Here is a 24,808-nt window from a genome sequence, read left to right as displayed (position 1 = left end):
CCCAACAAACGACGCCCCTCTTGACAACTTACTCCCCATACAAGGTTCAGCCGAGACATCCCGGCATTCCCCGCGCGGTGGTCTTCACGCTTATACGCAGTCTCCCTGGTGCGCCGGGCTTGTTGGCCACCATGATCCACGCGGCGCGTTAGCGCCGTCGCGAACGTGACACCAGCGTCGGGGTGTCAGGACCCTGCGACTTCACGTCCGCAAGCGATCGTTCGTCCGCGTCCTCGCAAGAAGACGCTGCGACCTCTCGCGGCCACCGCATCCCCGCCTCGCGTGTCGTGACGATCGCGCGCAACGCCCCTCCGCAGTGAGGCGGGATGGCGGAGAAGAACATGATTTCCGAAAAATAGCAAGATAATTATTATTATCGGAAGTCAACGCGCGATCCCCCGCTGTCGTCCCGGGCAAGCCGTCAGCGATGCGAAGCGTGGCTGACGGCGCCGACCCGGGACCCATACGCCGCAGCCGACGTGAGGCGGCAGGTGTCAATGACCAAGCTGCCTCAAACATCGCCCTGGGGGTATGGGTCCCGGCTCGAGGCCGGGACGACACCGATTATGTGGCGCCGGCGGTCGTCAGCCGCGAACGTTCGTCATGGCCGGCTTGTCCCGGGCATCCACGTCCATCGAGGGTTCGGAAAGACGTGGATGCCCGGGACAAGCCCGGGCATGACGAAGTCACCAATCGCCATTGTGCATTGCTGAAAACAGGGCGACGAGAGCGCCGCGCTCCGCTCAGTTCGTCTTCGTCACCGGCGCGGTGGCTGGCACCTGCACTGGTTCGGCGGCGGCCTGGGGCGTGCGGCCGACGATCGCCGTCAGCAGGCCCTGGCTCCAGAGCTGCTTCGCCGCCTTCTTGGCGTCGTCCAGGGTCACGGCCTTGACGATCTCGCTGCGCTTCTCGATGTAGTCGATCGGCATCTTGTCGAGCTGATATTGCAGCATCGCCTGGGCGAGCTTGGAGGAGGTGTCGAGCGCCAGCATCTGCGAGCCGTTGATGTAGGACTTGGCCTCGTCGAGCTCCTGCTGGGTCGGGCCTTCCTCGGCCATGCGGCGGATCTCGCCCTCGACTGCGGCGATGGTCTCGCTGGCGCGGTCGAAGCGGGTGGCGGTGTTGCCGATGAACAGCGCGGAGTGATCCATCCACAGCAGCGCGTCATAGACCGAGTAGGCGAGGCCGCGCTTCTCGCGCACCTCCTTGTAGAGCCGCGACGACAGGCCGCCGCCGCCGAGGATGTGGTTGACGACATAGGCCGCCATGAAGTTCGGGTCGTGGCGGCGGATGCCGGGTCCGCCGAAGGTGATGACGGTCTGCGGCACGTCGAGCGAGACGAGGACGCGCTGCGGCGGCTTGGTGGCGATGACGTCAGGCACCGGCGTCAGGGTCGCTTTCGCCGGCAGCGCGCCGAAGGTCTGGTCCAGCAGCTTGCCGAGCGTCGCCGGATCGACGTCGCCGACGACGGCAACCTTCAGCGTGTCCTTGGCGAGAACGCGGCCGGTGTAGTCCTTGAGATCGTCGACGGTGATCGTCGGCACGCTGTCCAGCGTGCCGTTGGACGGACGGCCGTAGGGGTGGTTGGGGAAGGCGAGCTCGAGGAACTTGCGGCCTGCCAGCGAGCTCGGGTTGGTGGTCTCGCGGCGCAGGCCGGAGAACACCTGCGAGCGGATGCGCTCGACATCGGCGCTGTCGAAATGCGGCGAGGTCAGCGCGGTGCGCAGCAGCTCGAACGCCTCGTCCTTGTTGTCGCGGAGCATGCGCAGCGAGCCGCGGAATTGATCGCGCGATACCTGGAAGCTGAGCTCGATGGCGCGGCGGTCGAGCCGCTCGTGGAAGGTCTTGGAGTCGAGATCGCCGGAGCCTTCGTCGAGCAGGTCGGCGACGAGATTGCCGACGCCGGGCTTGCCAATCGGATCCTGTGAGGCGCCGCCCTGGAAGGCGTATTCCATCGCGATCAGTGGCACGGTCGCGTCCTGCACGAACCAGGCCTCGATGCCGCCGGGCGAGACCAGGCGCTGGATCTTGGTTGCGGCCTGTGCAGCCGACGTGACGGCGAGCGCTGCGGCAGCGACGGCGAGCGTGCAGGCGAAGCGGCGCGCGAAGGTCATTGTGTTCATCACGACCGCTTCTCCTCGCGCTTGGCCGCATTGTCCTTGATCAGATAGCCGGTCACGGAGCGCTTCTTGTCGAGCCACTTCTGCGCCGCTGTGCGCACCTGCTCGGCGGTCACGGCGCGAATGCGATCGGGCCAGCTCCGGATGTCCTCGATGCTCAGTCCCGTGGTGAGGCCGCCGCCATACCAGCGTGCCATCGTGGCCTGGTTGTCCTGGGCGTAGATCGCCTCCGCGATCAGCTGCGTCTTGACCCGTTCGAGATCCTCGGCGCGAACCGGGTTCTGCGCCAGCTCGGCGATCACGCTGTCGACCACCGCCTCGACCTGGGCGAACTCCACGCCGGGTCTCGGCGCGGCCGCGACCGAGAACTGGCTCGGATCCAGCGAGGTGCCCTGATAGGACGCGCTGGCGCTGATCGCGAGCGGCTTGTCGATGACGAGCGCGCGGTAGAGATAGGAGTTGCTGCCGTTGCCCATCAGCTGGGCCAGCACGTCGAGCGCAGCGGATTCACCGGGCGCGGCCGTCGTCGCCGACGGCACCAGGTAGAAGCGGCGCATCGAGGGCTGCTCGACATGCGGGTCGGCCAGCGTGACCGTGCGCGGCGCCACCGGCTGCGGCTCCTGCGGCCGGAGCCGGTGCGCGGGAATGTCGCCCTGCGCGGGGATCTTGGCGAAGGTCTGCTCGACCAGCGGACGCACTTCCTTGGCGTCGGTGTCGCCGGCGATGATGAGGATCGCATTGTTGGGCGCGTAGAAGCGGCGATAGAACGCCAGCGCATCCTCGCGGCTGAGCTTTTCGATCTCCGGCTTCCAGCCGATCACCGGGCGGCCATAGGGATGATTGACGTAGAGCGCCGCCATGACCTGCTCGTTGAGGCGGGCTTCCGGAGAGTTGGCGACGCGCATGTTGTATTCTTCGAGCACGACGTCGCGCTCGGGCAGCACGTTCTCGTCCTTCAGCACGAGGCCGGTCATGCGGTCGGCCTCGAACTCCATCATCTTGGGCAGTTGGTCGCGCGGCACGCGCTGGAAGTAGCCGGTGTAGTCGACCGAGGTGAAGGCGTTCTCGTTGCCGCCGATCTTGAGCACGGTCTTGGAGAACTCGCCGGCCGGATGCTTCTCGGTGCCCTTGAACATCAGATGCTCGAGGAAATGGGCGAGGCCTGATTTACCGGGCGTCTCGTCGGCGGAGCCGACCTTGTACCAGATCATCTGCGTCACCACGGGGGTGCGGTGATCCTGGATCACGACGACCTGCAGGCCGTTGGGGAGGGTGAAGCTGGCAGGGGGCTCGGAGGCGAACGTCGTTTGCGCCGAAGCGCCGGCCGTGAACGCAATGATGGAGAGGAGCGCGGCGGCGACGGGAATGAACCGGTGCGAGGACATCATGATCCTTCTGAAGGCCCGCGGGGAGGGGCGATCGGGTTTGAGCGCAGCATGCTACATCGCGCCGGACGGAGCCCGACGTCACAAAGCGGCGATGGCATGGTGCCGCCGCGAGACATTAAATTTCACTAATGCCGGCAAACGCGGCAAGTCCGGGGGGCTCCGGCGAGCAGCCGCCCTCACCGTTCCTTGCCGGTCATGATGTCCATCTGCTTGCCGGCGATCGGCTCCTGCTTGCCGGTGCCATAGGCATAGCTCGACGACGGCGTCTGATAGCCGGGCGGCGGCTGGGTCAGGCTCTCGCGCTGCGGCTCGCTGGTGAACGGCTTGGTTTCGCTGTCGCTGCCCTTGAACATGCCGAACAGGCCGCCTTTGAAGCCGAGCTGAGACGGGCTCATCATCGGGTTGTTGCTGACGCCGGGCTGGATCGGCTCGGTCGGCTTGGCGGCGGCCGTCCGCCCCATCTTCATCTCGGCCGGGGTCAGCGGACGGGCCGAATTGACCGGATCCTTGTTTTCCTTCTTGCGCGCGGCGGCCGCGGCACGGCGCTGCTGCTCGTCGGGGTCCTTCGGCCAGTTCGGGGCATTGGCCTGGGTCGCGGCAGCCGGCGGCGGCAGATCGAGCTTGGGCGGCACGACGAGCGGCGAGCGCTCGCGATAATTGATGGTCGGCGTCTCCATGTTGGTGCCGCCGAGGCCGCGCATCAGGTTGTCGACGATCTTCTCTTCGAAGGTCTTGTCGTCTTCCTCGTCCTCCTGGGCACGGGCGACGCCCGCGGCCATGATGACGCCGATGCAAAGCGCAGCCGCCGACAGGCGCAGAGCGCGAAAGGCCGCGTGGGTCATGATCCGGCCGCTGACTTCGGTCTTGCGCATGGCTTTCCCTGTCCTCGCTTGTCCAGTGCTCGTGCTCCGACGAACCGGCCGCGAACCCACCGATTGCGATCCTCGATTCGACGGGGGCCGTCCAGGCATCGCGCCGATCTCGAAAACGTGAAGATCATCAGGCTCTTGACCCTGGATCGGCACCGGCCGGTATCGACCCGGATCAGGGCGCTTTTGCGGCGGGAGCCCCGAAGAAGGAGTCATACAGCAGGCCCGCCACCCCGGCAACGATGGCCACGTCGGCCATGTTGAAGATGTACCAGTTGTAAACCGTGCCGCCGATCTGGACGTGGAACAACGCGAAATCGACCACCGCGCCATAGGCCAGCCGGTCGATGCCGTTGCCGATGGCGCCGCCGATGATCAGGCCGAGCGCCGCCGTCGCCAGCTTGCTTTCCGCGCGCGCCATCCAGATGGCGAGGGCGACCACCGCGACGGCCTTCACCGCCATCAGTCCATATTGCGCCAGCGCGCTCTCGCTCTGCAGCCAGCCGAAGCTGATGCCGATGTTCCAGGCGAGGTAGAGGTCGAAGAACGGGGTGATCCTGACCGTGCCGCGGTTGGGCAGGTCGAACACGTACAGCAGCCACAGCTTGGAGGCCTGGTCGATGACCAGGGTGGCGAAACCGGCGATGAGGCCGAGGCGGAGGCGGGAGGTCATTGCGTGATGGCGATCATGCCGGGCCACTCGCGGCAAACACCGCTGTCGTCCCGGCGAACGCCGAGACCCATACCGCGGACGGCCGATTGTTGAAAAAGGCTCTGGGTCATCTGTCTTTGTCTACAAAGGGCGCCGGTGGTTACGGGTCCCGGCGTTCGCGGGGACGACAGTTGTGGGTGTTGTACCAGCGAGCCTCACACGCTGACCCCGCGCGCCTTCCACTCGCGCAGCGCCTGCGCGTCGCGCGGGGAGACGTCGGGGTACTCCTTGTCGTCGCCGACGCTCTCCAGGATCTTCCAGGAGCGGGCGCACTTCTTGCCCACGGCCTTCTCGACGACGACCGCTACCCCTGGCACGGCATCGAGCCGGAACGCATCGGCCGGTGCGTCGCCTTCGCGGACCTCGTAGTTCGAGGTGATGCAGACCTCGGCGAGGTCGGTATCGAACAAGGTGCCGAGCAGCGCGCGATCGGCCACATAGATGATCGGCGACGCTTCGAGCGAGGAGCCGATGGTCTTGGCGGCACGCGCGAGCTCCAGCGCCCCGGTGACGACGCGGCGGATGTTGCGGATGGTCTCCCACTTCGCCGCCAGATGATCGTCGCGGTACTGGTCCATCGCATCCGGGAACAGCGTCAGATGCACCGACGGCTCGGCGTCGGGGCGGTACATCCGCCACGCCTCGTCTGTGGTGAAGGACAGCACCGGCGCCAGCCATTTCAGGATGGCGTCGCAGATCAGGTCGATCGCGGTGAGCGCCGCCTTGCGCGCCACCGACGACGGCGGATCGCAATACAGCGTGTCCTTGCGGATGTCGAAATAGAACGCCGACAGCTCGGTGTTCATGAACGCCGCAAGCGACGCGATCACGGTCTTGTAGTCGAACGCGGCATAGGCGCGGCTGATGACCTCGGCCTGCTGCGACAGCTGATGCAGCATCAGCCGCTCCAGCTCCGGCATGTCGGCGAAGGCGACGGCATCGCTGCGCTTGTAATGATGCAGCGTGCCGAGCATCCAGCGGATGCTGTTGCGCAGCTTGCGGTAGGTCTCGATGGTGTTCTTCAGGATCTCCGGGCCGATGCGCTGGTCGTCGGCGTAGTCGGTGGCGCAGACCCACAGGCGCAGGATGTCCGCGCCGGAATCCTTGATCACCTTCTGCGGCTCGACGGTGTTGCCGAGTGACTTCGACATCTTGCGGCCGTTCTCATCGAGCGTGAAGCCGTGCGTCAGCACCACGTCATACGGCGCGCGGCCGCGGGTGCCGCAGCTCTCCAGCAGCGACGAGTGGAACCAGCCGCGATGCTGGTCCGAGCCTTCCAGGTACATCACGGTGTCCTGGCCGCCATCGACCTTGCGCCTGATGCCGGCAAGGCCGGGGAAGTGCACGGGGTCTTCGAGCACGAAGGCGTGGGTCGAGCCGGAGTCGAACCAGACGTCGCAGATGTCGTCGACCTTCTTCCAGTCCTCATTGGCGCGCGAGCCCAGGAAGCGCTCGCGCGCGCCGTCGGCGTACCAAGCGTCGGCGCCTTCCTTTTCGAAAGCGTCCGCGATGCGGGTGTTGACGGTCTCGTCCTGCAGGATCTCGGCCGAGCCGTCGCCTTTCTCGCGCACGAACACCGCGATCGGCACGCCCCAGGCGCGCTGGCGCGAGATCACCCAGTCCGGACGGTTGGCGATCATGCCGTTGATGCGGTTTTGGCCGGCGGCCGGCACCCATTGCGTGACGCTGATCGCGCGCAGGGCTCGGGCGCGCAACGTGTCGCCGGACTTGGCCTTGCCGTCATCGGCAATGTCCTTGTCCATCGCGATGAACCATTGCGGCGTGTTGCGGAAGATCACCGGCTTCTTGGAGCGCCAGGAATGCGGATACTGATGCTTGAGCCGGCCGCGCGCGAGCAGCATGCCCGCGTCCGTCAGCGCCTTGATGACCGCCTCGTTGGCGTCGCCCTTCTCGCCCTTGTCGTTGATGACGCGCTTGCCGGTGAAGCCGGGGGCATGGTCGGTCAGCGCGCCGTTCTCGTCGACGGTGTAGGGGATGGTGGTGGCGATGCCGCGGCCGTCGAGCTCGCGGGCATTGGCCGTCCAGACGTCGAAGTCCTCGCGACCGTGGCCGGGCGCGGTGTGCACGAAGCCGGTGCCGGTGTCGTCGGTGACGTGGTCGCCGGGCAGGAGCGGCACGGTGAAGCCGTAGCCGCCGGCAAGGCCCTTCAGCGGATGCGCGCATTCGACGGCATCGAGCGTATCGCCGGGGATGTCGCGCACCTTTTCATACGACGTGACGCGCGCCTGCTTGAACACGCCATCGGCAAGCGCATCGGCGAGGATCAGGAGATCGCCGGTCTTGGCCCAATTGTCGGCGGGCGCATCCGTGACCTTGAAGAGACCGTAGGCGATCTTCGGCGAGAACGAGATGGCGCGGTTGCCGGGCAGGGTCCAGGGCGTGGTGGTCCAGATCACCACCGAGGCGCTGGCGAGCGCGCCATGCGCCGGCGAGGTCACCGGAAACTTCACCCACACCGTGTCGGACTGATAGTCCTCATACTCCACCTCGGCCTCGGCGAGCGCGGTCTTCTCGACCACGCTCCACATCACCGGCTTGGAGCCGCGATACAGCGTGCCGTTGGCGGCGAACTTCATCAGCTCGCGGGCGATCTGGGCCTCGGCCGGATAGGTCATGGTGGCGTAGGGATGGTCCCAGTCGCCGATCACGCCGAGACGCTTGAACTCCTCGCGCTGCACGTTGAGCCAATGATCGGCATAGGCGCGGCACTCGCGGCGGAAGGCGACCATGGCGGCGGAGTCGCGGAAGTCGGGCTTGGTCTTGCCCTTCTTGCGGTAGTTCTCCTCCTCGATCTTCCACTCGATCGGCAGGCCGTGGCAGTCCCAGCCCGGCACGTAGTTGGAATCGTGGCCGAGCATCTGCTGGCTCTTGGTCACGACGTCCTTGAGGATCTTGTTGAGCGAATGCCCGATATGGATGTTGCCGTTGGCGTAGGGCGGGCCGTCATGCAGGACGAATTTCGGCCTGTTCTTGGCGGTCTCGCGCAGCTTGCCGTAGAGGTCGATGTCACCCCAGTATTTCAGGATCTCCGGCTCGCGCTGCGGCAGGCCGGCGCGCATCGGGAAGTCCGTCTGCGGCAGATACAGGGTCTTGGAATAGTCCTTGGCGTCGGATTTTTGGGCGTCGGGCTTTTGCGGCTTTTCGGACATCGTGATCTGGCTGGCTGAGAGATGAGGCGCTGAGACGCGATTTCGATCGCGGGTGGCGGAACGAGCAGAGACATCCCGGTCTTGCGCCGAGCTCAAAGCTCAGGCGGAAGCCGGGCCGCTAATGCCGATGATGCGCCGTATCAACATGGGGCTCCCTCATAGCAGGGGGCCTGCGAAATCGCAAAGCGATCCTGCGGCAGCAACGCTGCGGGATCGTTGTTCAGCGTCATTCCGGGGCGATGCGCTAGCATCGAACCCGGAATCTCGAGATTCCGGGTTCAGCCCTGGCGGGCTGCCCCGGAATGACGTCACCGATGGAGCAGGAGGATCAGCCGATCTCGCCAAGCCGCGGGAAGAGACCAGGATGGGCCGCCAGCAGGGCGCGGGCCTTGGCGCTGTCGTCGTCCATCTGCCGGATCAGGGCCTCGATGGAGCCGAATTTGGCCTCCTCGCGGATGAAGCCGATGAAGGCGACATCCAGGACCTCGCCATAGAGGCTGCTATGGAAGTCGAACAGGAAGGTCTCGAGCAGCGGTGCGCCATTGTCGAAGGTCGGCCGGCGGCCGAAATTGGCGACGCCGTCGATCAGCACCCGGCTCGCGCCGCGGCCGCGGCCGACCCGGACGGCGTAGATGCCGTGGCGAAGCCCGCAATCACGGTCGAGCCGCATGTTGGCGGTGGGGTAGCCGAGGTCGCGGCCGCGCTTCTCGCCGTGGATCACCTCGGAGCTCACGAACCAGGGGCCGCCGAGCATCGCGGTCGCCTCGCTGACCTGGCCCTCCGCCAGCGCCTCGCGGATCGCGGTCGAGGACACCGGCCGCTCGTCGATGTCGACATGGGCCTGGATGTCGACCTCGATGCCGAGCTTGGGGGCCTCGTTGGCGAGCAGGCTGGGCGAGCCGACGCGGCCCTTGCCGAAATGAAAGTCGTAGCCGACCGCGATTCCGGCGATCCCGAGCCGCCCGATCAGGTCATGGTGAATGAAATCCTGCGCCGAGGTCTGGGCGCGGCCCTTGTCGAAGGCCATGACCACGGCGCCGGCAAGGCCGGTTCCGGCCAGGAGCCGCAGCTTGGCGGTCTCGTCGGTCAGGCGGAACTGCGGGGTATTGGGGCTGAAGAAGCGCCGCGGATGCGGCTCGAAGGTCAGCGCCAGCGCCGGCCGCCCCTTGGCCTTGCCCATGTCGATCGCCGCCTCGATCACGGCCCGGTGACCGAGATGGACGCCGTCGAAATTGCCCATCGCCACCACCGCGCCCCTGAGGATGTCCGACGGCGGGGTGGAATCGCGGATGATCTTGAAATCGGGCATGTGACGGAAATATCTCGCGGATTTCGGTGGGCCGCCGTCTGGCGGCGTTGCCCTCGACCGTGGGCGGCCGGCCCCGCGAAGTCAAGCCGAAGGGGTTCCTCCGCTCATGCAGCGCAGCAATAGCGACATGCAGACGCAGCGCAGTTAACGCGCTGTTTAACGGCTGATGCTACTGCTCGGGGCGGATGGCGGGGTCGGTTACGACCCGTGCCGCAACAGCGTTTTTGTAACAGTCTGCGCGTTGTGTTCGCGTCTGGGGGAGTCAAGATGGCGGTTGATTTGACGATGCCGGTGCTCGTCGTCGACGATTACAGCACCATGATCCGTATCATCAGGAATCTTCTCAAGCAGATCGGGTTCGAGGACATCGACGATGCCAGCGACGGCTCGATGGCGCTGAACAAGATGCGCGCCAAGAAATACGGCCTCGTGATCTCGGACTGGAACATGGAGCCGATGACCGGCTACGACCTGCTCCGCGAGGTCCGTGCCGATCCGAACCTGGCGACCACGCCGTTCATCATGATCACGGCGGAATCCAAGACCGAGAACGTGATCGCGGCCAAGAAGGCCGGCGTGAACAACTATATCGTCAAGCCGTTCAATGCCGCGACGCTGAAGACCAAGATCGAGGCGGTGTTCCCGGACATGGCGACGGCCTGAAGCCCGCCTGATCCACTCCCACAGGACAGACGCCCGGCACTCGGCCGGGCGTTTTTCGTTTCAGGATCCGTTCACCACTTCAATTCGCGCATCAGCGCGCGGGGCGGGTGGCCGAACAGCTCCTTGACCGAGGCCGGGTCGAGCTGCTCGACGCCGGCGAATTCCTCGGAATGGATGCCGCGGGTCACGAACAGGCAGTCGATGCCGAAGCCGTGCGCGCCGGCGAGATCGGTGCGCACGGAATCGCCGATCGCGAGCACCTCCTCGCGCGCCACCGGCCGGCCGGCGTGCCGCTCGGCCAGCATCATGGCGCGCTCGTAGATCGGCCGATGCGGCTTGCCGTAGAAGATCACCTCGCCGCCGAGCTCGCGGTAGAGCTCGGCGATGGCGCCGGCGCAATAGATCAGCCGGTCGCCGCGCTCGACCACGATGTCCGGATTGGCGCAGATCAGCGGCAGCCTGCGCTCGCGGGCGCGCAGCAGCATCGGCCGGTAGTCCTCGGCGGTCTCGGTCTCGTCGTCGTAGAGGCCGGTGCAGATGATGTAGGAGGCTTCCTCGAGAGGCGACAGCGCCAGGTCGAGACCGCGATGGATGGAATTGTCGCGCTCGGGGCCGAGCCAGAACACCTTGCCGCCGGGATGATCGGCCACGTAGTGGCGGGTCAAATCGCCGGAGGAGACGATGGCGCTGTAGACCTCGTCGGCGACGCCGAGCTTGCGCAACTGGCGCTGGACCGAATCGGCCGGACGCGGTGCGTTGGTGATCAGGATCACCGTACCGCCCTGGCGGCGAAAGTGGTGCAGCGCGTCGCAGGCGTCGGGGAAGGACTCCAGCCCGTTATGGACCACGCCCCAGATGTCGCTCAGCAAAACCTGCTTGCGGCCGACGAGATCGCGCAGCCGCTCTTCGAAGCGGAGAACGGTCATGGCAGGCGGCTGATCTCAGATGGTGCCGGCGACACGGCGGGCGAGGGCGGCATTGCCGCTGCGCGTCGGAGCGTTGGTGTGTGACACGTCGAGAGAGGTGGTGCCGGCGGCATTGGGGTCCTGAATCTTGATGTCCTGCCCGCCCGATGGGCCGGCGGCGGCATCGCCGGTAGCAGATGCGCCCTCCGGTCGCAATGGGCGGGGCGGCGCGAACAGGAAGCCCTGGCCGAAGCGGACGTCGTAGTCGAGCAGATCGACGACGCTGTTCTCGCCTTCGATCCGCTCGGCGATCAGGTCGATGCCGAAGCGGCCCAGCAGATCGGAGAGATCGGTTGGATGAATGTCCGAGGCCGAGCTCTGCTTGGGGTCGAGCAGCAGCACGGCCGGAACCTTGATGAAGCGGACACCGCGATCAGCGAGCTCGCGCGGCTCGAACCGGAGGTCGGTGACGTGGTCGATCGAGAAGCGGTAGCCGCGCTGCGCCAGGGCCGCGAGGTGCTCGGTCTCGGTCGGGCCCAGGCTGCGAAAGGTCGACTGCTTGAATTCGAGCACGAAGGACGGCGCCAGGGCGCGATTGGCTTCGAGGAAATCGAGGCATTGTGAAAAGTTTGCAGGGCTGCTCAGGGTGGCTGAGGAGATGTTGCAGAAGATGCCGACGTCCTTGTTGCGAACCATCAGGCGGCGAAGCACCTGGACGCAGCGAAGCAGGACCATGTGGTCGATGCGCCCGACCAGGCCGGCGGCTTCCGCGATGCCGATGAAGTCCTCGGCCGCGACCACTTGGTCGCGCTCGTCGCGTAGCCTGGTTACGGCCTCGTAGAAGCGCACCTTGCGCTGCGGCAGCGTTACCAGCGGCTGCAGATAGATGTCGAGGCGGTTGTCCTCGATCGCGCCTTTGACGGCGGCGAGGATCTGCGGCTGGCTGCGCGGCACGGCCGTGACCGCCGGGGCCTGCGGTTTGGGCGGCAGGGGGGCGGCAGCCGGTGCTGCGCTGAACGTGCCGGAGGTCTCGGCCACCTTCTGCTCGACGCCGCTCGACGGCAGCGCGTTCATCTCAAGCGCGCCGCTGGAGGAAGCGGTCGCCGGGAGCGGGCGATCGGCGTCGCGAACCGCGCTGACCCCAGCTCCCGGCGGTGTTGCCGGCGGGATGGCCGCGATCAGGTCCTCGTGCTGGGCCACGGTGACGGCGAGCTGCTTCATCAGTCCGCCGAGCTCATTGATCTCGCCGATCACACCCTGCAGGCGATCAGCGCTGACCGAACTCGACGACACGATGCGTCCCTCGACCGCCGACAGCCGCCGGCCGAACTCGGCGACCTGGCGCGCGAGGTCGGCGGTGCCGCGTGACAGATCGGCGATCTGGCTGCCGACATCGGTGCGGTCGCGCAGTCGCATCGACACGGCGTTGTAGAGAATCAGGAAGGTCAGTGCGGTGAGCGCGACGATCGCCGATTCCGAGCCACTGATACCGGCCACCGAATACAGGATCAGGCCGAGCGAGGCCGCGACCAGAACCATACAAACGGCAATGAAAATCGTGGAGATACGGATCATGCTGCGCGGCGCTCCCAACCGAACGCAACCTTAGCACTTCTGTTGATTCGCGAGGATAGTGGGCGGGATTCAAATACCGGGAGACGCCGATGATTTCTCGTCTGCGTGTCATTTACGCAAGTTCAGCTCGGCAAGCGGAGTGTCATCGTAGTGTCGCGGGTCCGTAGAACGCCGGAGTACGCGCCGTGCGGATTCCAGACATCTTCAGACATGCTCGCGACGCCCTTCGCCTGATCGGCGCATGTAGGCGCTCCAGGAGTGGCAGCGATCCCGACGCGGATCAGCTCAACTGAGCCGGTTATGCTTCGATGTCCGTCGAACCGCGCCTGTCGCTGTCCGGGCAGGCTCACTTGCTGCGATGACGCCTGCGCAGGGCGGCCACGCCGAGCAGCAGTGCCGCAACGGCGACACCGACGGGCACGTTGACCCGTCCGAGTGCGCCCGCAACTCCGCTCGCGTGATTCGGCGACGTCGATGACGGCGCCAAGGGGATGGTGTCGGGATCGATCTCGTCCGCATCGGGTTCCTGGGCCACCGGCGCGGCGATCGCCACGCGTAGCCGGCTGGAGAGTGAAGGATAATGCGGCGACGGGCTGCGGAGCTTCACCGCGGCGATGATCGCGCAGATCACCGCCAGCGCGACCAGGATGCCGCCGACCACCGCGAACGCGGTGAACAGGCCGTAGGTCATTTCCACCCAGCGGAACAGCGCCGTCAGCCCGACAATGCAGGCGGCGATCAGGAAGACGCCCGCAGTGGCGAACATCCCGGCCGCGACGGCGTAGGACGTCACGGTGCCGGTGGCCTGTCGCGCGCGATCACGTATGTAGGACTGGGTCGCGCGCTTCACGCGGTTGAGCCTCTGCTCGAGTCCCAAGCGCAACAGCTCTCCTGGCGGTGCAAGCATGCGCGTCCTCCGACAATCCGTTCGCCGCGCAAACCGCCGGCTCGCGACATGAACGTGGAGGATTTGCGAAGGTTCCCGGCGGGAAGGCGGGTGCAGATCGGGCGCCGTTGCCTCTCCCTGCGGCGCAACGTCGAGATCGTCCTTAAGCTAGGACAGCGTGAATGTCATGGCTGCCTGCCTCTGGTCCTCTTGGGGCTTTTGTCGCGCGTGTCGTCTTTGCCGCTCGCGCAACTCTCTCCGCTCCCTCCCCCCTTGTGGGGGAGGGCCGGGGAGGGGGGTAGGCCGCGGGCTTAATTGGCAAGGGCCTGGCGGATCGCCTCAACGACGCCTTCGAGGTTCGACGTCACTTGCGCGTTGGTAAACCGAAGGACTTCAAATCCTTCGGTTGCAAGGAACTCGTCGCGCTTGGCATCTTTTGCTTGGCGCTGAGCGAAATCGTGTGACTCGCCGTCGAGCTCGATCACGAGCTTTGCCGAGAAGCAGAAAAAGTCCGCGATATAGTTTTGAATTGGTACCTGACGGCGAAAATTCACGCCGTCCATTCGGTTCGCCTTGATATACCTCCGTAGCAGCGTCTCGGCACGCGTCATCGCTTGGCGAAGTTGCTTCGCTCTGTTGCGCTGGCGGTCGCTCACGACTGCGTGCGGCATCCTAGGCTACCCCCCTCCCTACCCCTCCCCCACAAGGGGGGAGGGAACGGATAGTTCGGCGACTATGGAAGCATAGCAAATGCTCCGCTGGGGCGAGGCGCCCGCAGATAAAAATGGCGGCTCTTTGAGCCGCCATTTTGCTTGCTGACGTTTTATCGTCGCGCGGCCTACGCCACGGCCTTGATGACCTTGCCGACCTTCTCGATGATCTCGCCGACCTGATCCTCGCTGACGATCAGCGGCGGGGTCAGCGCCAGCGTGTCGCCGGCGATGCGCAGCATCAGGTCGTTGTCGTGGAAAGCGGTCTCCATCGCCGAGTAGCCGCGCTTGCCGGCCGCGTCCGGCAGCGAGGCGAGATCGATGCCCGCAGTGAGACCGACGGTGCGGATGTCGAGCACGTTGGGCAGGCCCTTCAGCGACATCACCGCGTCGGCGAATTTCGGCTCGATCACGCGGGCGTGCTCGAACAGCTTGTCGTCGCGATAGATGTCGAGCGTGGCGAGGCCGGCCGCGCAGGCGATCGGATGCGCCGAGTAGGTGTAGCCGTGGGTGAACTCCACCATGTGCTCGGGGCCGCTCATGAAGGCGTCATGGATGGTGTCACGCACCAGCACGCCGCCCATCGGAGCCGCACCATTGGTGACGCCCTTGGCGAAGGTGAGAAGGTCAGGCGTCACGCCATAGCGCTCGGCGGCGAAGGCGTAGCCGAGGCGGCCGAAGCCGGTGATGACCTCGTCGAAGATCAGCAGGATGCCGTGCTTCTGGGTGATCTCGCGCAGCCGCTTGAGATAGCCCTTCGGCGCCGGGATCACGCCGGTCGAGCCGGCCATCGGCTCGACGATCACGGCGGCGATGGTGTTGGCGCCGTGCAGGTTGACGAGGTTCTCGAGCTCATCGGCGAAGTGCGCGCCGTATTCCGGCTCGCCCTTGGTGAAGGCCTGCTTCTCGCGGTCATAGGTGGCCGGGATGTGGTCGACGCCGGTCAGCAAGGTGCCGAACAGCTTGCGGTTGTTGACGATGCCGCCGACCGAGGTGCCGCCGAACCCGACGCCGTGATAGCCGCGGACGCGGCCGATCAGGCGGGTGCGGCTGCCCTGGCCGTTGATCTGGTGGTAGGCCAGCGCCATCTTCAGCGCGGTGTCGGCCGCCTCCGAGCCGGAGTTGCAGAAGAACACGTGATCGAGGCCGGCGGGCGCGAGGTCGGCGATGCGGTTCGCCAGCTCGAAGGCCTGGGGAATGCCGAACTGGAACGGCGGCGCATAGTCGAGCGCCGCGGCCTGCTTGCCGATCGCCTCGGCGATCTGGCTGCGGCCATGGCCGGCATTGCAGCACCACATGCCGGCGGCGGCATCGATGATCTTGCGGCCGTCGACGGTGATGTAGTGCATGTCCTTGGCACCGGCGAGCAGGCGCGGGTTCTTCTTGAACGCGCGGTTCGCGGTGAACGGCATCCAATGCGCGGCAAGATCATTCGGAACGGTGACGGCGGGGCGGGGGCTCTTGTCCAGCATGGGGACCTCTCGGACGGTTGTGCGACGGCGGCAGCATGATCCGGAAAGGTGGCGAACCGGTGCCAGAAAAGCTTGCCGAAACGGATCGTGCTTGATGGGCCTGAATGGGTGCGCCGACGTTGTCAGCCGCTGATCCGGGCCGGCTGCAAGTTATCAGCTTCGCGCGCAGACGGAAATGTCAAAGGTCCGGCGTTCCTGCTGCCCTGGTGAGCGGATTCTGCACAGCAGCAGCAGATTGTGCCGCATATTGGAAGTCGCCGCGTCATTTCGCGCCAACCGCGCGGGTGTGCCTCAGGCAGCCGCGTCTCAGACGAGATCGCGCGCGGTGATCCAGAACACCTCGCCCTCGGAGTCCTCAGTGTCGAGCCAGAGCAGCGGCAGGTCGGGATACGCCGCCTCGATCTGCGGACGGTCGCGGCCGACCTCGCACAACAGCCCGCCTTCGGCGGTCAGGTGGTCGCGCGCCTGGCCGAGGATGCGATGGATGATGTCGAGGCCATCAGCGCCGCCATCGAAGGCCAGCGCCGGCTCGGCGCGGCATTCCCGCGGCAAGCCGGCCATGCCCTCGGCATCAACATAGGGCGGGTTGGTGATGATCAGATCGTAGCGGCGCTGGCTGAGGGGGGCGAACAGGTCGCCGCGGTGCAGCGAGACGCGCCCGGAGAGATCGTAGGCGGCGACGTTCTTCGCCGCGACGGCGAGCGCATCCTTGGAGATGTCGACCGCGTCGATGACTGCATTCGGGAAGTGGCGGCTCGCGAGGATGGCGAGGCAGCCGGAGCCGGTGCAGAGGTCGAGCACGCTGTCGACCGCCAGGGGATCGTCGATCAGCGAGGTGCCGTCGCCCTCGGCGCCACCGAAATGCGTCTCCAGCAGCTCGCCGATGAACGAGCGCGGCACGATGACGCGCTCGTCGACATAGAACGGCAGGCCGCGCATATAGACCTTGTTGACCAGATACGCCGCCGGCTTGCGCGTGGTGATTCGGGCCGAGATAAGGTCGAGGATCGTCTTGCCTTCGGCGGCGGTGACCCGGGCCGTGACGAAGGTCTCGAACTGATCGGGGCGCAGATGCAGCGCCTCGCCGATCAGGAAGGCGGCCTCGGACACCGGATCGGTGGTGCCGTGCGCGAACACCAGATCGGCGTTCTGGAAGCAGCTCACGGCGTAGCGCAGGTAGTCGAGCAGGCTCACCAGCTCGCCCGCATTGACCTTCGGCAGCCTCAGTGCCGCCGCCTTGCGCGGCGCTGCCGTCTTGACCGTCTTCGCCATCACCTTGTCCAGCGCGCTGCGGCGGCGTCATCGTGGCTCCTGGCCTCGACCCAGCTGCCGCCGTCCTCGGTTTCCTCGCGTTTCCAGAATGGCGCGTTGGTCTTGAGATAATCCATCAGGAACTCCGCGGCCTCGAACGCCGCCTGGCGGTGGCTCGACGCGGTCACCACCAGCACGATGTTCTCGCCCGGCCGGATCCGGCCGAAGCGGTGAATCACGGTCAGCCCCTGCAGCGGCCAGCGCGTCATCGCCTGTTCGGCATGGCGCATGATCTCCGCTTCCGCCATCCCGGGATAGTGCTCGAGCGTGAGCGCGCTGATCGGCGTGTCATGGTCGTTGCCGCGGCACAGGCCGGAGAAGGTGACGACGGCGCCGATGTCGGTGCGGCCATGGCTGAGCGCCGCGATCTCGGCGGCGGTGTCGAAATCCTCGTGCTGCACGCGGACGGTGACGATCGCGGTCATGATGCCGTGTCCTGGTCTGCCGGTCCGGCGCTCGGCCTCAGCCGCCGGTCATCGGCGGGAAGAACGCGATCTCGCGGGCGCCGGCGATGGCCGCATCCGGCTGCACATGGGTCTGGTCGATGGCGGTGCGGATCACCTTGGGCTTTTCGAACGCATAGGCGTAGTCCTCGCCCTGCGCGCTGAGCCAGGCGATCAGCTCGCTGACCGTGCGGACATCCGCCGGCGGCTCGATGGTCTCCTCGGCCTTGCCGATGCGCTCGCGCACCCAGGCGAAATACTTCACCTTCATCGCTAGTCTGCCTCGATGAGGTGGTGGATGCCGGCGCGGAAATAGTCGTAGCCGGTGTAGATGGTGAAGACCGCCGACAAGCCGAGCAGCCAAATTCCGATCCCGCTCACGATCGGGCCAACGGCCGTCGAGACCTGGGCGACCGCGGCATCGCCCGCCTCGCCCGCGAGCAGGAAGCCGATTGCCACCAATTGCATCGTGGTCTTCCATTTGGCGACCTTGGTCACCGGCACCGAGACGCGCAGCGCGGCGAGATATTCGCGCAGGCCCGACACCAGGATCTCGCGGCACAGGATCACAATGGCCGCCCACAGCGACCAGTTCTGGATGGTGCTGTCGGCGGCCAGCATCAGCAGGCAGGAGGCAACCAGAAGCTTGTCGGCGATCGGGTCGAGCATACGGCCGAATGCCGATTGCTGGTTCCAGATCCGCGCGAAATGACCGTCGAGGTAGTCGGTGATCCCAGCCGCAATAAACACCGCAACGGCGACCCAGCGGAGCCACAAAGGATACATCCAGACCGACTGCGCGTAGATGCAGCCGACCACGACCGGTATCGCGGCGATGCGCGTATAGGTCAGGATGTTCGGCAGGGACGTCGACGTCTTGCTGGGCACGCGTGTGGTCGCAATATTCATCCCGTGTACCAATACTGATGCCGTGCGAACGTCAACCTTCGAGCCGAGCCGCCCGGACAGGATGACGCAGATATGACGCAAATCGCAACAAAGCCTTGCGGAGATAGGAACTCTCGCGCGCGAGGCAACGCGAGCCGCAACGCTTCATTAAGCAACCGGACGCGGTCGCGCCAGTGCCCAGATCGGCGGCCGCGACGCGTGGCCGCGACCTTATTGCAGTGCGGTGACAGCCGGGCGAATGTTTGAGAGGAAGCCTCAGATGGCCTCCGCGCCATGCACCGCGCACCAATGCGCCTGGCGTTCCGCGAACACGCGGTCGCGGACATAGGCCAGCGTCTCCTCATCGAACGTCTCGATCACCTCAAGACTGAACGCGTCAGGGCCGTGGGCGGTCCACGCCGCCTGCAGCCCGCCGCGGCGGTGGCCGCCCTGGCGCAGGGTGAACCACAGCCGGTTCTGGATCTTGTCGAGATCCGGCGCGCAGCCGATCCAGCGCTCGCCGGTGGCGGCGCAGGTGACGGCAAAGATGCCGGCAGGGCTCTTGCGCTCCTTGTAGGCGGCGACGGCCACCTTGCGCTGGTCGGGGGTCATGACGGGCTCCTGATTATCACCCGGGCGTATATCGGATATTTATATCCGGGTAAAATACTTTCTGCGTGCTGGCAGCGCCGTCGGGAGGCGGCGGGCCCGGCCGCTCCGTCATTCCGGGGCGCGCGTAGCGCGAGCCCGGAATCCATAACCACGATTGTCTGGATGATGCGGGGATGAGCGCCACAACGGGTCCCGTCCCCATGTGAGTATGGATTCCGGGCTCGCGGGGGGGGGGGCTCCCCGAAATGAACGGGCGGAGAGAGCCGGGCTTGCGCCGGATCGGGAGGCCGCAGCCTCAACCCGCGTTGCTGTGGAAGTATTCAAAAATCTTGCGCGCGCTCTCGGCGCTCACGCCGGGCACCTTGCCGAGGTCGGCGATCGAGGCGCGCTCGATCTCCTTCAGCGTGCCGAAATGGTGCAGCAGCGCGCGCTTGCGCGACGGACCGATGCCGGGGATCTCCTGCAGGCCGGCCTCGCGGATGTCCTTCTTGCGCAGCTTGCGATGTGAGCCGATGACGAAGCGATGTGCCTCGTCGCGCAGCCGCTGGATGAAATACAGCACGGGGTCGCGCGGCTCGAGCTTGATCGCCTCCCGCTCCGGGATGAACAGCGTCTCGCGGCCGGCGTCGCGATCGGGGCCCTTGGCGACCGACATCAGCGCGACGTTGGTGACGCCAAGCTCGGTGAAGATCTCGCGGACGGCATTGAGCTGGCCGCGGCCGCCGTCGATGATGACGAGGTCGGGCCATTGCGGCACGTCGTCCTCCTTGGCCGCGCGTGCGACATCCTTCTCCGACGGTGACACCAGCCGCTTGAAGCGGCGCTGCAGCACCTCCTTCATCATGGCGTAGTCGTCGCCGGGCGTGAGACCTTCCGACTTGATGTTGAACTTGCGGTACTGGTTCTTCATGAAGCCGTCGGGGCCGGCGACGACCATCGCGCCGACCGCGTTGGTGCCCTGGATGTGGCTGTTGTCGTAGACCTCGATGCGCTTCGGGACCTGCGGCAGGCCGAGCGTTGTGGTCATCGCCTCCAGCAGCCGGCTTTGCGTTGCGGTGTCGGCGAGCTTGCGGCCCAGCGCCTCGCGCGCATTGGTCAGCGCATGGGTGACCAGGTCCTTCTTCTCGCCGCGCTTCGGGCAGGACACCTCGACCTTGTGGCCGGCCTTGACGCACAGCGCCTCGGCGAGCAACTCGGCTTCCTCGATCTCATGCGACAGCAGGATCAGCTTCGGCGGCGGCTTGTCGTCGTAGAACTGCGTGATGAACGCCGACAGCACCTCCTCCGGCAGATAGCTCTTCTCCGCGCGCGGGAAGTAGGCGCGGTTGCCCCAGTTCTGGCCGGTGCGGAAGAAGAACACCTCGACGCAGGAATAGCCGCCCTCCTGGTGGATGGCGAACACGTCGGCTTCCTCGACGGTGCGCGGGTTGATGCCCTGCTGCGAGGAGATCGCCGACAGCGCCGCGAGACGGTCGCGATAGACAGCGGCAGTCTCGAATTCGAGCTCGCCAGACGCCTTCTCCATTTCGGTCGCCAGGAGCGCCTTCACGGCCTGACTGCGTCCGGACAGGAAGTCGGTCGCCTCGCGCACGAGCTCGGTGTAGCCGGGGAAGTCGATCTCCTGGGTGCAGGGCCCGGCGCAGCGGCGGATCTGGTGCAACAGGCAGGGGCGGGTGCGGCTCTCGAAAAACGAATCGGTGCAGGAGCGGATCAGGAAGGCGCGCTGCAGCGCTGTGATGGTGCGGTTGACGGCGCCGGCCGAGGCGAACGGACCGAAATAGCGCCCCGGCCTGGACTGCGCGCCGCGGTGCTTGAGGATCTGCGGCGCCCAATGGTCGCCGGTGATCAGGATGTAGGGGAACGACTTGTCGTCGCGCAGTTGCACGTTGAAGCGCGGCTTGAGCTGCTTGATCAGGTTAGCTTCGAGCAGCAGCGCCTCGGTCTCGGTCGTGGTCGAGATGATCTCGACGGTCACGGTGGCCGCGATCATGCGCAGGATGCGCGCCGGCAGCGGCGCGTTGGCCCGCGCATAGGATGACAGGCGCTTTTTGACGTTCTTGGCCTTGCCGACATAGAGCACGTCATGGGCCGTATTGAGCATGCGGTAGACGCCGGGCGAGGTCGGCGCGAGCCGCACGGCATTCTCGATCGCCGCGTGGCCGATCGCGAGCGGGCCTTCGCCGACCGCCTCCAGGCTCTCCTCGGCCAGCTCCGGCAGCCGGCCGTCATCGTCCTCGTCCGCAGCCGAGGCGGCGGGATCGAGATCGGGCGTGTCGATGGTCTCGGGCGGCAGGTCGGCCGCGCCACGCCGGCTCGGGGGCGTCGGCGCCTTGGATGGGTCGGAGCTGTGGGTGGTCATGTCCAACAAATTAAGCGCTGCCGCGCCGCCTCGCCAGCTTGCGATGGCGCCATGCACAGGGCAGGGCGGTAACGCTTCGTTAAGCACGTTAATGGCCGGGTAACCCGGCTTAACAACGGCTTAACCTAAAACTCTCGATAAAAGCTCACGAAAGAAGCGAGAGTTCCGTAACCACGTCGGCCCGCGCAGCACAGTCGCGCGGCGCATGCTCCGGGTGGTGACGGCGAGTTGCGTGGAGTGAGCGATGAACAGGTTCTTGGTCGGTGCTGCCGCCGCGGCGGGCTTTGGCGCGGCGGCTCTCGGATCGGTCTCGGCGCAGGCGGCCGATCTCGGCTATGGGCGCGGCGCGCCCTATACCGTGAGCCAGCCCCTCAACGCCTATAGCTGGGCCGGCCCCTATCTCGGCGGCACGCTGGGCTACGAATGGGGCACCGTCGGCAACAACCCGACCAAGCCGTCCGGTCTCACCGGCGGCCTGACCGCGGGATACAATTGGCAGAACGGCCCATGGGTGTTCGGCGCCGAGGGCGACATCAACCTGACCGGCGCCAACGACACCTTCGCGCCGTGGAAGTTCTCGAACCCGTGGTTCGGCACATTGCGCGGCCGGGCCGGCTACGCCTTCAACAACATCCTGTTCTACGGCACCGGCGGTCTCGCCTTTGGCGGCCTGCGCGCCGAGACCTTCGGCCTTTCGGAATCGCACACCACGGTGGGCTGGACGCTCGGTGCCGGCACCGAGTTCGGCCTGGCGCAGAACTGGACCGCCAAGATCGAGTATCTCTACGTCGATCTCGACAGCAGCAATTTCGTGATCACGGGGGCGAAGAACGACTATCGGTTTGGAATTGTGCGCGCAGGCATCAACTTCCACTTCTGATGGCAACGAGGGAATAGGAAGAAGAAACGTCCAACGACAACCTCCCGGCCGCTCGCGCGGCCGGGATTTTTTTGTCGGAGTCCCTTTTGTCGTAGTGCTCCGTGCAATCTGGAGGCATGCAGCATCGCGCGCGGCCTGCACGTACGAGCCGGCAATGCTGTGCACGCGAGCCGGCGGCGCTGCCGGCAGCTTCCAAACGAACGAATGAGATGCCGTCGAGGCGCCCGCGGCTGCAGTCTCACGCTGGTGCGTGAACCGTCGCCTGGTGGGCTCGCCCTAAGACGACAGGACCAGGTTCACCGCCTTCGGGCCCTTGCCCTTCTTGTCCGGCTCTACCTCGAAGCTGATCCGTTGTCCCTCGGTCAGATCCTTCAGGCCCGCGCGCTCCACCGCCGTGATGTGCACGAACACGTCGCGTCCACCGTCGTCCGGCTTGATGAAGCCGTAGCCGCGCTCACCATTGAAGAACTTGACCGTCCCAGTCATGGCCATCGGGAAACTCCTCCCCCGCAATGCTTCCTCCACTGCGCGCTCTGCGCAGCGTCCGACCGGACATCACTTTGATCGGAAAGCGTTGGCCACCTTAACGCCCAGCGCTCGCCACGCCGGATCGTCTGGATCTTGTTAGGCCTTGATCACCCCGCCGCAACCATTCGCGGAAGCGGAACGTAAAGCCAGTCTTACAATCAGACACAATAATACGGTTCCGCGCCGATTGACTACGGCTTTTCGACCAGTCGCCGTTTCAAGCTTTGGGGAATTCGATCCGGAAGCGCGCCGCGCCGCCCTGGCCGAGCGGCTTCTGCAGTTCCTGCAGGATGAGCTTCAACTCGTCATGCAATGTCCAGGGCGGGTTGACGATCAGCAGCCCGGTCGAGGTCAGCGCCTCGCCTTCGATCTGCGGCGCAACACTGAACTCGATCCGCAGCACCTTGCCCGGCGGCTTGGCCGCGGCCGCAAGCGCCGCGACGCGATCGGTCAGCTCTTCCGTCGCGCGCCGGCTCTTGGCGGGATACCAGAGCACGTAGATACCGGTGGTCCACTTTGCGAAGGCCGTAGCGAAGCGATCGGCGAGCCGCTCGAACTCATCCTTGGCCTCGAACGCCGGATCGATCAGCACCACGCCCCGGCGCTCGTTCGGCGGCACGAAGGCGGGCAGGGCGACCCAGCCGTCGAGATCGACGACGCGGGCCTGGGTGTCGCGGCGCAACTGATCGATCAGCTGCTTGCGGGGGATCGGCGCGAGCTCGCACAGGGTCATGCGGTCCTGCGGCCGCAGCAGCGCGCGCGCGATCAGCGGCGAGCCGGGATAGGCGACGAGCTCGGCCTTCGGATTGAACGATCTGATGATGTCGAGATAGGGCGACAAGAGTGCATAGGCCTGCTCGGAGAAGCGCGCCTGCAGCACGCGAGCGATGCCGGTGAGGAACTCGCCACTGCGGATGGCCTCGTCGCCGGTGAGATCGTACAGGCCTGCGCCGGCATGGGTGTCGATCACCCGGAACGCAGCGGGCTTCTCCTGGAGGTAGACCAGGATGCGCGTCAGCACGATGTGCTTGATGACGTCGGCAAAGCCGCCGGCGTGAAAGGCGTGTCGGTAGTTCATGCGGCACGAGTTACGCCGTTCCGCGTCAAAAGGGTACCCCGTCGATGCGCCGGATGGATCCAGAGAGCATCGGATCAGCGCCGCGCCGAGAGGCGCCGCAGGCCGACGCACTGCGGTCGCCCAATTCGGCCGTCGCTAGCCGCCGCGGACCGGCGGCATGTTGACCTCGTCGCGCCGGCAGGCCTGGCGGTCGATCTCGTCGCAGTTGCGAAACTCCAGATCCTTCGACAGGCAGATCCGGACCTCGCTCAGCCTGGTGCGGTTGCAGGTGACGGCAATGCCCGATGTCGTGAGCTTGGGGTTGGCCTTGATGAAGGCCTCCTCGACCGCCCCCGGCGCCACCGTCTTGGCCTCCGCGAGATCGAGGAATTCCGGCGGGATCTTGATGGCGGCGCGGGCCTTGCGGATGATTTCGAAGTAGGCCTTCGCGGACAGGCCGGCGCAGGTGCCGTGCTTGTCCCACTCGTTGTAGATCAGGCCCGGCGCCGGCATCAGGTCGAGCATCGAGGTCATGATGTTGCGCGGCAGGCGCGGCGCCGGCTGCTCGCAATATTCGGGGTAGCCGTTCTCGTATTGCGGCCACAGCCCGTGCACGACGAACGAGTAGGGCCGGCCGCCGCACTGCTGGGACCGGTTGCCGCGGCCGCCTCGCTCCTCGGCTTCGGCACAGTACGAGGGCGACCAGGATAGCGAGAGAACGTAGAAGTCGAACGCGCCCGGCGCGTTCTGGCGACGGTCCTGCGCCTCGGCGGAGCCAGCCGCGAGCACACCCACCAAGAGGGCAAAGCAGGCGATCGTTATGGACAACAGGACGGCAGGTCGGCGCAGGCAATCGAACATGGCGAACTCCCCGGACAATGCCAGGAGCCTAGCAGCGCGCTGGAACATTTCAAGAACAAAAATGGCTGCCCCGAGGCAGCCATTCGTCAG

The 24,808-nt window shown here is 66.1% G+C and carries 22 protein-coding genes; 2 read left to right on the top strand and 20 right to left on the bottom strand.

The genetic code is table 11. From position 1 onward, the window contains the following. Window positions 1–743: 743 nt before the first annotated feature. From QW868_RS21730 to QW868_RS21705, 6 genes are all read right to left on the bottom strand, one after another. On the bottom strand, window positions 744–2,123 hold the full coding sequence (locus tag QW868_RS21730) for a pitrilysin family protein (RefSeq protein WP_316231477.1): 1,380 nt from the start codon (window positions 2,121–2,123) through the stop codon (window positions 744–746). Beyond that, window positions 2,123–3,508 (bottom strand): pitrilysin family protein, encoded by a 1,386-nt coding sequence (locus tag QW868_RS21725; protein ID WP_316231476.1) that lies wholly within the window; start codon window positions 3,506–3,508, stop codon window positions 2,123–2,125. Before QW868_RS21725 ends, QW868_RS21730 begins: the two co-directional genes overlap by 1 nt. Before the next feature lie 176 nt (window positions 3,509–3,684). Continuing rightward, the gene (locus tag QW868_RS21720; RefSeq protein WP_315737061.1) at window positions 3,685–4,350 is read right to left on the bottom strand and encodes a hypothetical protein; all 666 of its coding nucleotides are present in this window, start codon (window positions 4,348–4,350) and stop codon (window positions 3,685–3,687) included. A gap of 202 nt (window positions 4,351–4,552) precedes the next feature. Next, complete coding sequence (gene lspA, locus QW868_RS21715) at window positions 4,553–5,050, bottom strand: signal peptidase II (protein WP_315736592.1); 498 nt, start codon at window positions 5,048–5,050, stop codon at window positions 4,553–4,555. 194 nt (window positions 5,051–5,244) lie between these two features. Beyond that, window positions 5,245–8,259: an isoleucine--tRNA ligase gene (gene ileS / locus QW868_RS21710; RefSeq protein WP_316231475.1), complete on the bottom strand. Its 3,015-nt coding sequence runs from the start codon at window positions 8,257–8,259 to the stop codon at window positions 5,245–5,247. Between the two features lie 328 nt (window positions 8,260–8,587). Continuing rightward, window positions 8,588–9,568 carry a bifunctional riboflavin kinase/FAD synthetase gene (locus QW868_RS21705; RefSeq protein ID WP_315736594.1) on the bottom strand — a complete coding sequence of 327 codons (981 nt, stop codon included), beginning with the start codon at window positions 9,566–9,568 and terminating at the stop codon, window positions 8,588–8,590. Window positions 9,569–9,835: 267 nt separating this feature from the next. Here QW868_RS21705 and QW868_RS21700 point away from each other — a divergent pair, with 267 nt between their 5' ends. Further along, complete coding sequence (locus QW868_RS21700) at window positions 9,836–10,231, top strand: response regulator (RefSeq protein ID WP_315736595.1); 396 nt, start codon at window positions 9,836–9,838, stop codon at window positions 10,229–10,231. Window positions 10,232–10,302: 71 nt separating this feature from the next. Here QW868_RS21700 and QW868_RS21695 read toward each other — a convergent pair whose 3' ends face one another. From QW868_RS21695 to uvrC, 11 genes are all read right to left on the bottom strand, one after another. Next, the gene (locus QW868_RS21695) at window positions 10,303–11,157 is read right to left on the bottom strand and encodes a TIGR01459 family HAD-type hydrolase (protein ID WP_316231474.1); all 855 of its coding nucleotides are present in this window, start codon (window positions 11,155–11,157) and stop codon (window positions 10,303–10,305) included. 15 nt (window positions 11,158–11,172) lie between these two features. Next, entirely contained in the window at window positions 11,173–12,711 is a 1,539-nt protein-coding gene (locus QW868_RS21690) for an EAL domain-containing protein (protein WP_316231473.1), read from the bottom strand. A 346-nt stretch (window positions 12,712–13,057) separates the two neighbouring features. After that, window positions 13,058–13,618 (bottom strand): phage holin family protein, encoded by a 561-nt coding sequence (locus tag QW868_RS21685; protein ID WP_315736598.1) that lies wholly within the window; start codon window positions 13,616–13,618, stop codon window positions 13,058–13,060. A gap of 290 nt (window positions 13,619–13,908) precedes the next feature. Further along, complete coding sequence (locus QW868_RS21680) at window positions 13,909–14,253, bottom strand: endonuclease domain-containing protein (protein WP_316231472.1); 345 nt, start codon at window positions 14,251–14,253, stop codon at window positions 13,909–13,911. A 182-nt stretch (window positions 14,254–14,435) separates the two neighbouring features. After that, a complete protein-coding gene (locus tag QW868_RS21675; protein ID WP_315736599.1) occupies window positions 14,436–15,779 on the bottom strand; it encodes an aspartate aminotransferase family protein in 1,344 nt (447 codons plus the stop codon). A gap of 306 nt (window positions 15,780–16,085) precedes the next feature. Further along, window positions 16,086–17,051, bottom strand: coding sequence for a 50S ribosomal protein L3 N(5)-glutamine methyltransferase (prmB, locus tag QW868_RS21670; protein WP_315736600.1), 966 nt, complete (start codon window positions 17,049–17,051; stop codon window positions 16,086–16,088). Next, entirely contained in the window at window positions 17,051–17,515 is a 465-nt protein-coding gene (locus QW868_RS21665) for a molybdenum cofactor biosynthesis protein MoaE (protein ID WP_315736601.1), read from the bottom strand. The genes prmB and QW868_RS21665 overlap by 1 nt, the downstream gene beginning before the upstream one ends. 37 nt (window positions 17,516–17,552) lie before the next feature. Then, window positions 17,553–17,804 (bottom strand): molybdopterin converting factor subunit 1, encoded by a 252-nt coding sequence (gene moaD, locus QW868_RS21660; protein WP_315736602.1) that lies wholly within the window; start codon window positions 17,802–17,804, stop codon window positions 17,553–17,555. Between the two features lie 2 nt (window positions 17,805–17,806). Next, window positions 17,807–18,442 carry a CDP-diacylglycerol--glycerol-3-phosphate 3-phosphatidyltransferase gene (gene pgsA, locus QW868_RS21655; RefSeq protein WP_315736603.1) on the bottom strand — a complete coding sequence of 212 codons (636 nt, stop codon included), beginning with the start codon at window positions 18,440–18,442 and terminating at the stop codon, window positions 17,807–17,809. 255 nt (window positions 18,443–18,697) lie between these two features. Continuing rightward, the gene (locus QW868_RS21650; RefSeq protein ID WP_315736604.1) at window positions 18,698–19,033 is read right to left on the bottom strand and encodes a GIY-YIG nuclease family protein; all 336 of its coding nucleotides are present in this window, start codon (window positions 19,031–19,033) and stop codon (window positions 18,698–18,700) included. A 295-nt stretch (window positions 19,034–19,328) separates the two neighbouring features. Beyond that, on the bottom strand, window positions 19,329–21,392 hold the full coding sequence (gene uvrC, locus QW868_RS21645; RefSeq protein ID WP_315736605.1) for an excinuclease ABC subunit UvrC: 2,064 nt from the start codon (window positions 21,390–21,392) through the stop codon (window positions 19,329–19,331). 244 nt (window positions 21,393–21,636) lie between these two features. Here uvrC and QW868_RS21640 point away from each other — a divergent pair, with 244 nt between their 5' ends. Beyond that, window positions 21,637–22,272, top strand: coding sequence for a porin family protein (locus QW868_RS21640; protein WP_316231471.1), 636 nt, complete (start codon window positions 21,637–21,639; stop codon window positions 22,270–22,272). Window positions 22,273–22,548: 276 nt separating this feature from the next. On the opposite strand, the gene QW868_RS21635 is transcribed toward QW868_RS21640, so the two are convergent. The 3 genes from QW868_RS21635 to QW868_RS21625 form a co-directional block, all read right to left on the bottom strand. Beyond that, the gene (locus QW868_RS21635; protein WP_006612991.1) at window positions 22,549–22,764 is read right to left on the bottom strand and encodes a cold-shock protein; all 216 of its coding nucleotides are present in this window, start codon (window positions 22,762–22,764) and stop codon (window positions 22,549–22,551) included. Between the two features lie 253 nt (window positions 22,765–23,017). Continuing rightward, window positions 23,018–23,878 (bottom strand): 23S rRNA (adenine(2030)-N(6))-methyltransferase RlmJ, encoded by an 861-nt coding sequence (locus QW868_RS21630; RefSeq protein WP_316231470.1) that lies wholly within the window; start codon window positions 23,876–23,878, stop codon window positions 23,018–23,020. Between the two features lie 135 nt (window positions 23,879–24,013). Further along, entirely contained in the window at window positions 24,014–24,718 is a 705-nt protein-coding gene (locus tag QW868_RS21625) for a ribonuclease T2 (RefSeq protein WP_315771275.1), read from the bottom strand. Window positions 24,719–24,808 lie beyond the last annotated feature (90 nt).

Origin of the sequence: Bradyrhizobium sp. SZCCHNR1051 (genome assembly GCF_032489615.1) — a bacterium.
Lineage (GTDB): Bacteria > Pseudomonadota > Alphaproteobacteria > Rhizobiales > Xanthobacteraceae > Bradyrhizobium.
This window is presented reverse-complemented; position numbering and strand designations above follow the sequence as displayed.

What these genes read in the sequence shown, in the direction of transcription:
- QW868_RS21730 (WP_316231477.1), bottom strand. Translation starts at nt 2,123, where the DNA reads ATGAACACAATGACCTTCGCGCGCCGCTTCGCCTGCACGCTCGCCGTC.
- QW868_RS21725 (WP_316231476.1), bottom strand. Translation starts at nt 3,508, where the DNA reads ATGATGTCCTCGCACCGGTTCATTCCCGTCGCCGCCGCGCTCCTCTCC.
- QW868_RS21720 (WP_315737061.1), bottom strand. Translation starts at nt 4,350, where the DNA reads ATGACCCACGCGGCCTTTCGCGCTCTGCGCCTGTCGGCGGCTGCGCTT.
- lspA (WP_315736592.1), bottom strand. Translation starts at nt 5,050, where the DNA reads ATGACCTCCCGCCTCCGCCTCGGCCTCATCGCCGGTTTCGCCACCCTG.
- ileS (WP_316231475.1), bottom strand. Translation starts at nt 8,259, where the DNA reads ATGTCCGAAAAGCCGCAAAAGCCCGACGCCCAAAAATCCGACGCCAAG.
- QW868_RS21705 (WP_315736594.1), bottom strand. Translation starts at nt 9,568, where the DNA reads ATGCCCGATTTCAAGATCATCCGCGATTCCACCCCGCCGTCGGACATC.
- QW868_RS21700 (WP_315736595.1), top strand. Translation starts at nt 9,836, where the DNA reads ATGGCGGTTGATTTGACGATGCCGGTGCTCGTCGTCGACGATTACAGC.
- QW868_RS21695 (WP_316231474.1), bottom strand. Translation starts at nt 11,157, where the DNA reads ATGACCGTTCTCCGCTTCGAAGAGCGGCTGCGCGATCTCGTCGGCCGC.
- QW868_RS21690 (WP_316231473.1), bottom strand. Translation starts at nt 12,711, where the DNA reads ATGATCCGTATCTCCACGATTTTCATTGCCGTTTGTATGGTTCTGGTC.
- QW868_RS21685 (WP_315736598.1), bottom strand. Translation starts at nt 13,618, where the DNA reads ATGCTTGCACCGCCAGGAGAGCTGTTGCGCTTGGGACTCGAGCAGAGG.
- QW868_RS21675 (WP_315736599.1), bottom strand. Translation starts at nt 15,779, where the DNA reads ATGCTGGACAAGAGCCCCCGCCCCGCCGTCACCGTTCCGAATGATCTT.
- prmB (WP_315736600.1), bottom strand. Translation starts at nt 17,051, where the DNA reads ATGGCGAAGACGGTCAAGACGGCAGCGCCGCGCAAGGCGGCGGCACTG.
- QW868_RS21665 (WP_315736601.1), bottom strand. Translation starts at nt 17,515, where the DNA reads ATGACCGCGATCGTCACCGTCCGCGTGCAGCACGAGGATTTCGACACC.
- moaD (WP_315736602.1), bottom strand. Translation starts at nt 17,804, where the DNA reads ATGAAGGTGAAGTATTTCGCCTGGGTGCGCGAGCGCATCGGCAAGGCC.
- pgsA (WP_315736603.1), bottom strand. Translation starts at nt 18,442, where the DNA reads ATGAATATTGCGACCACACGCGTGCCCAGCAAGACGTCGACGTCCCTG.
- QW868_RS21650 (WP_315736604.1), bottom strand. Translation starts at nt 19,033, where the DNA reads ATGACCCCCGACCAGCGCAAGGTGGCCGTCGCCGCCTACAAGGAGCGC.
- uvrC (WP_315736605.1), bottom strand. Translation starts at nt 21,392, where the DNA reads ATGACCACCCACAGCTCCGACCCATCCAAGGCGCCGACGCCCCCGAGC.
- QW868_RS21640 (WP_316231471.1), top strand. Translation starts at nt 21,637, where the DNA reads ATGAACAGGTTCTTGGTCGGTGCTGCCGCCGCGGCGGGCTTTGGCGCG.
- QW868_RS21635 (WP_006612991.1), bottom strand. Translation starts at nt 22,764, where the DNA reads ATGGCCATGACTGGGACGGTCAAGTTCTTCAATGGTGAGCGCGGCTAC.
- QW868_RS21630 (WP_316231470.1), bottom strand. Translation starts at nt 23,878, where the DNA reads ATGAACTACCGACACGCCTTTCACGCCGGCGGCTTTGCCGACGTCATC.
- QW868_RS21625 (WP_315771275.1), bottom strand. Translation starts at nt 24,718, where the DNA reads ATGTTCGATTGCCTGCGCCGACCTGCCGTCCTGTTGTCCATAACGATC.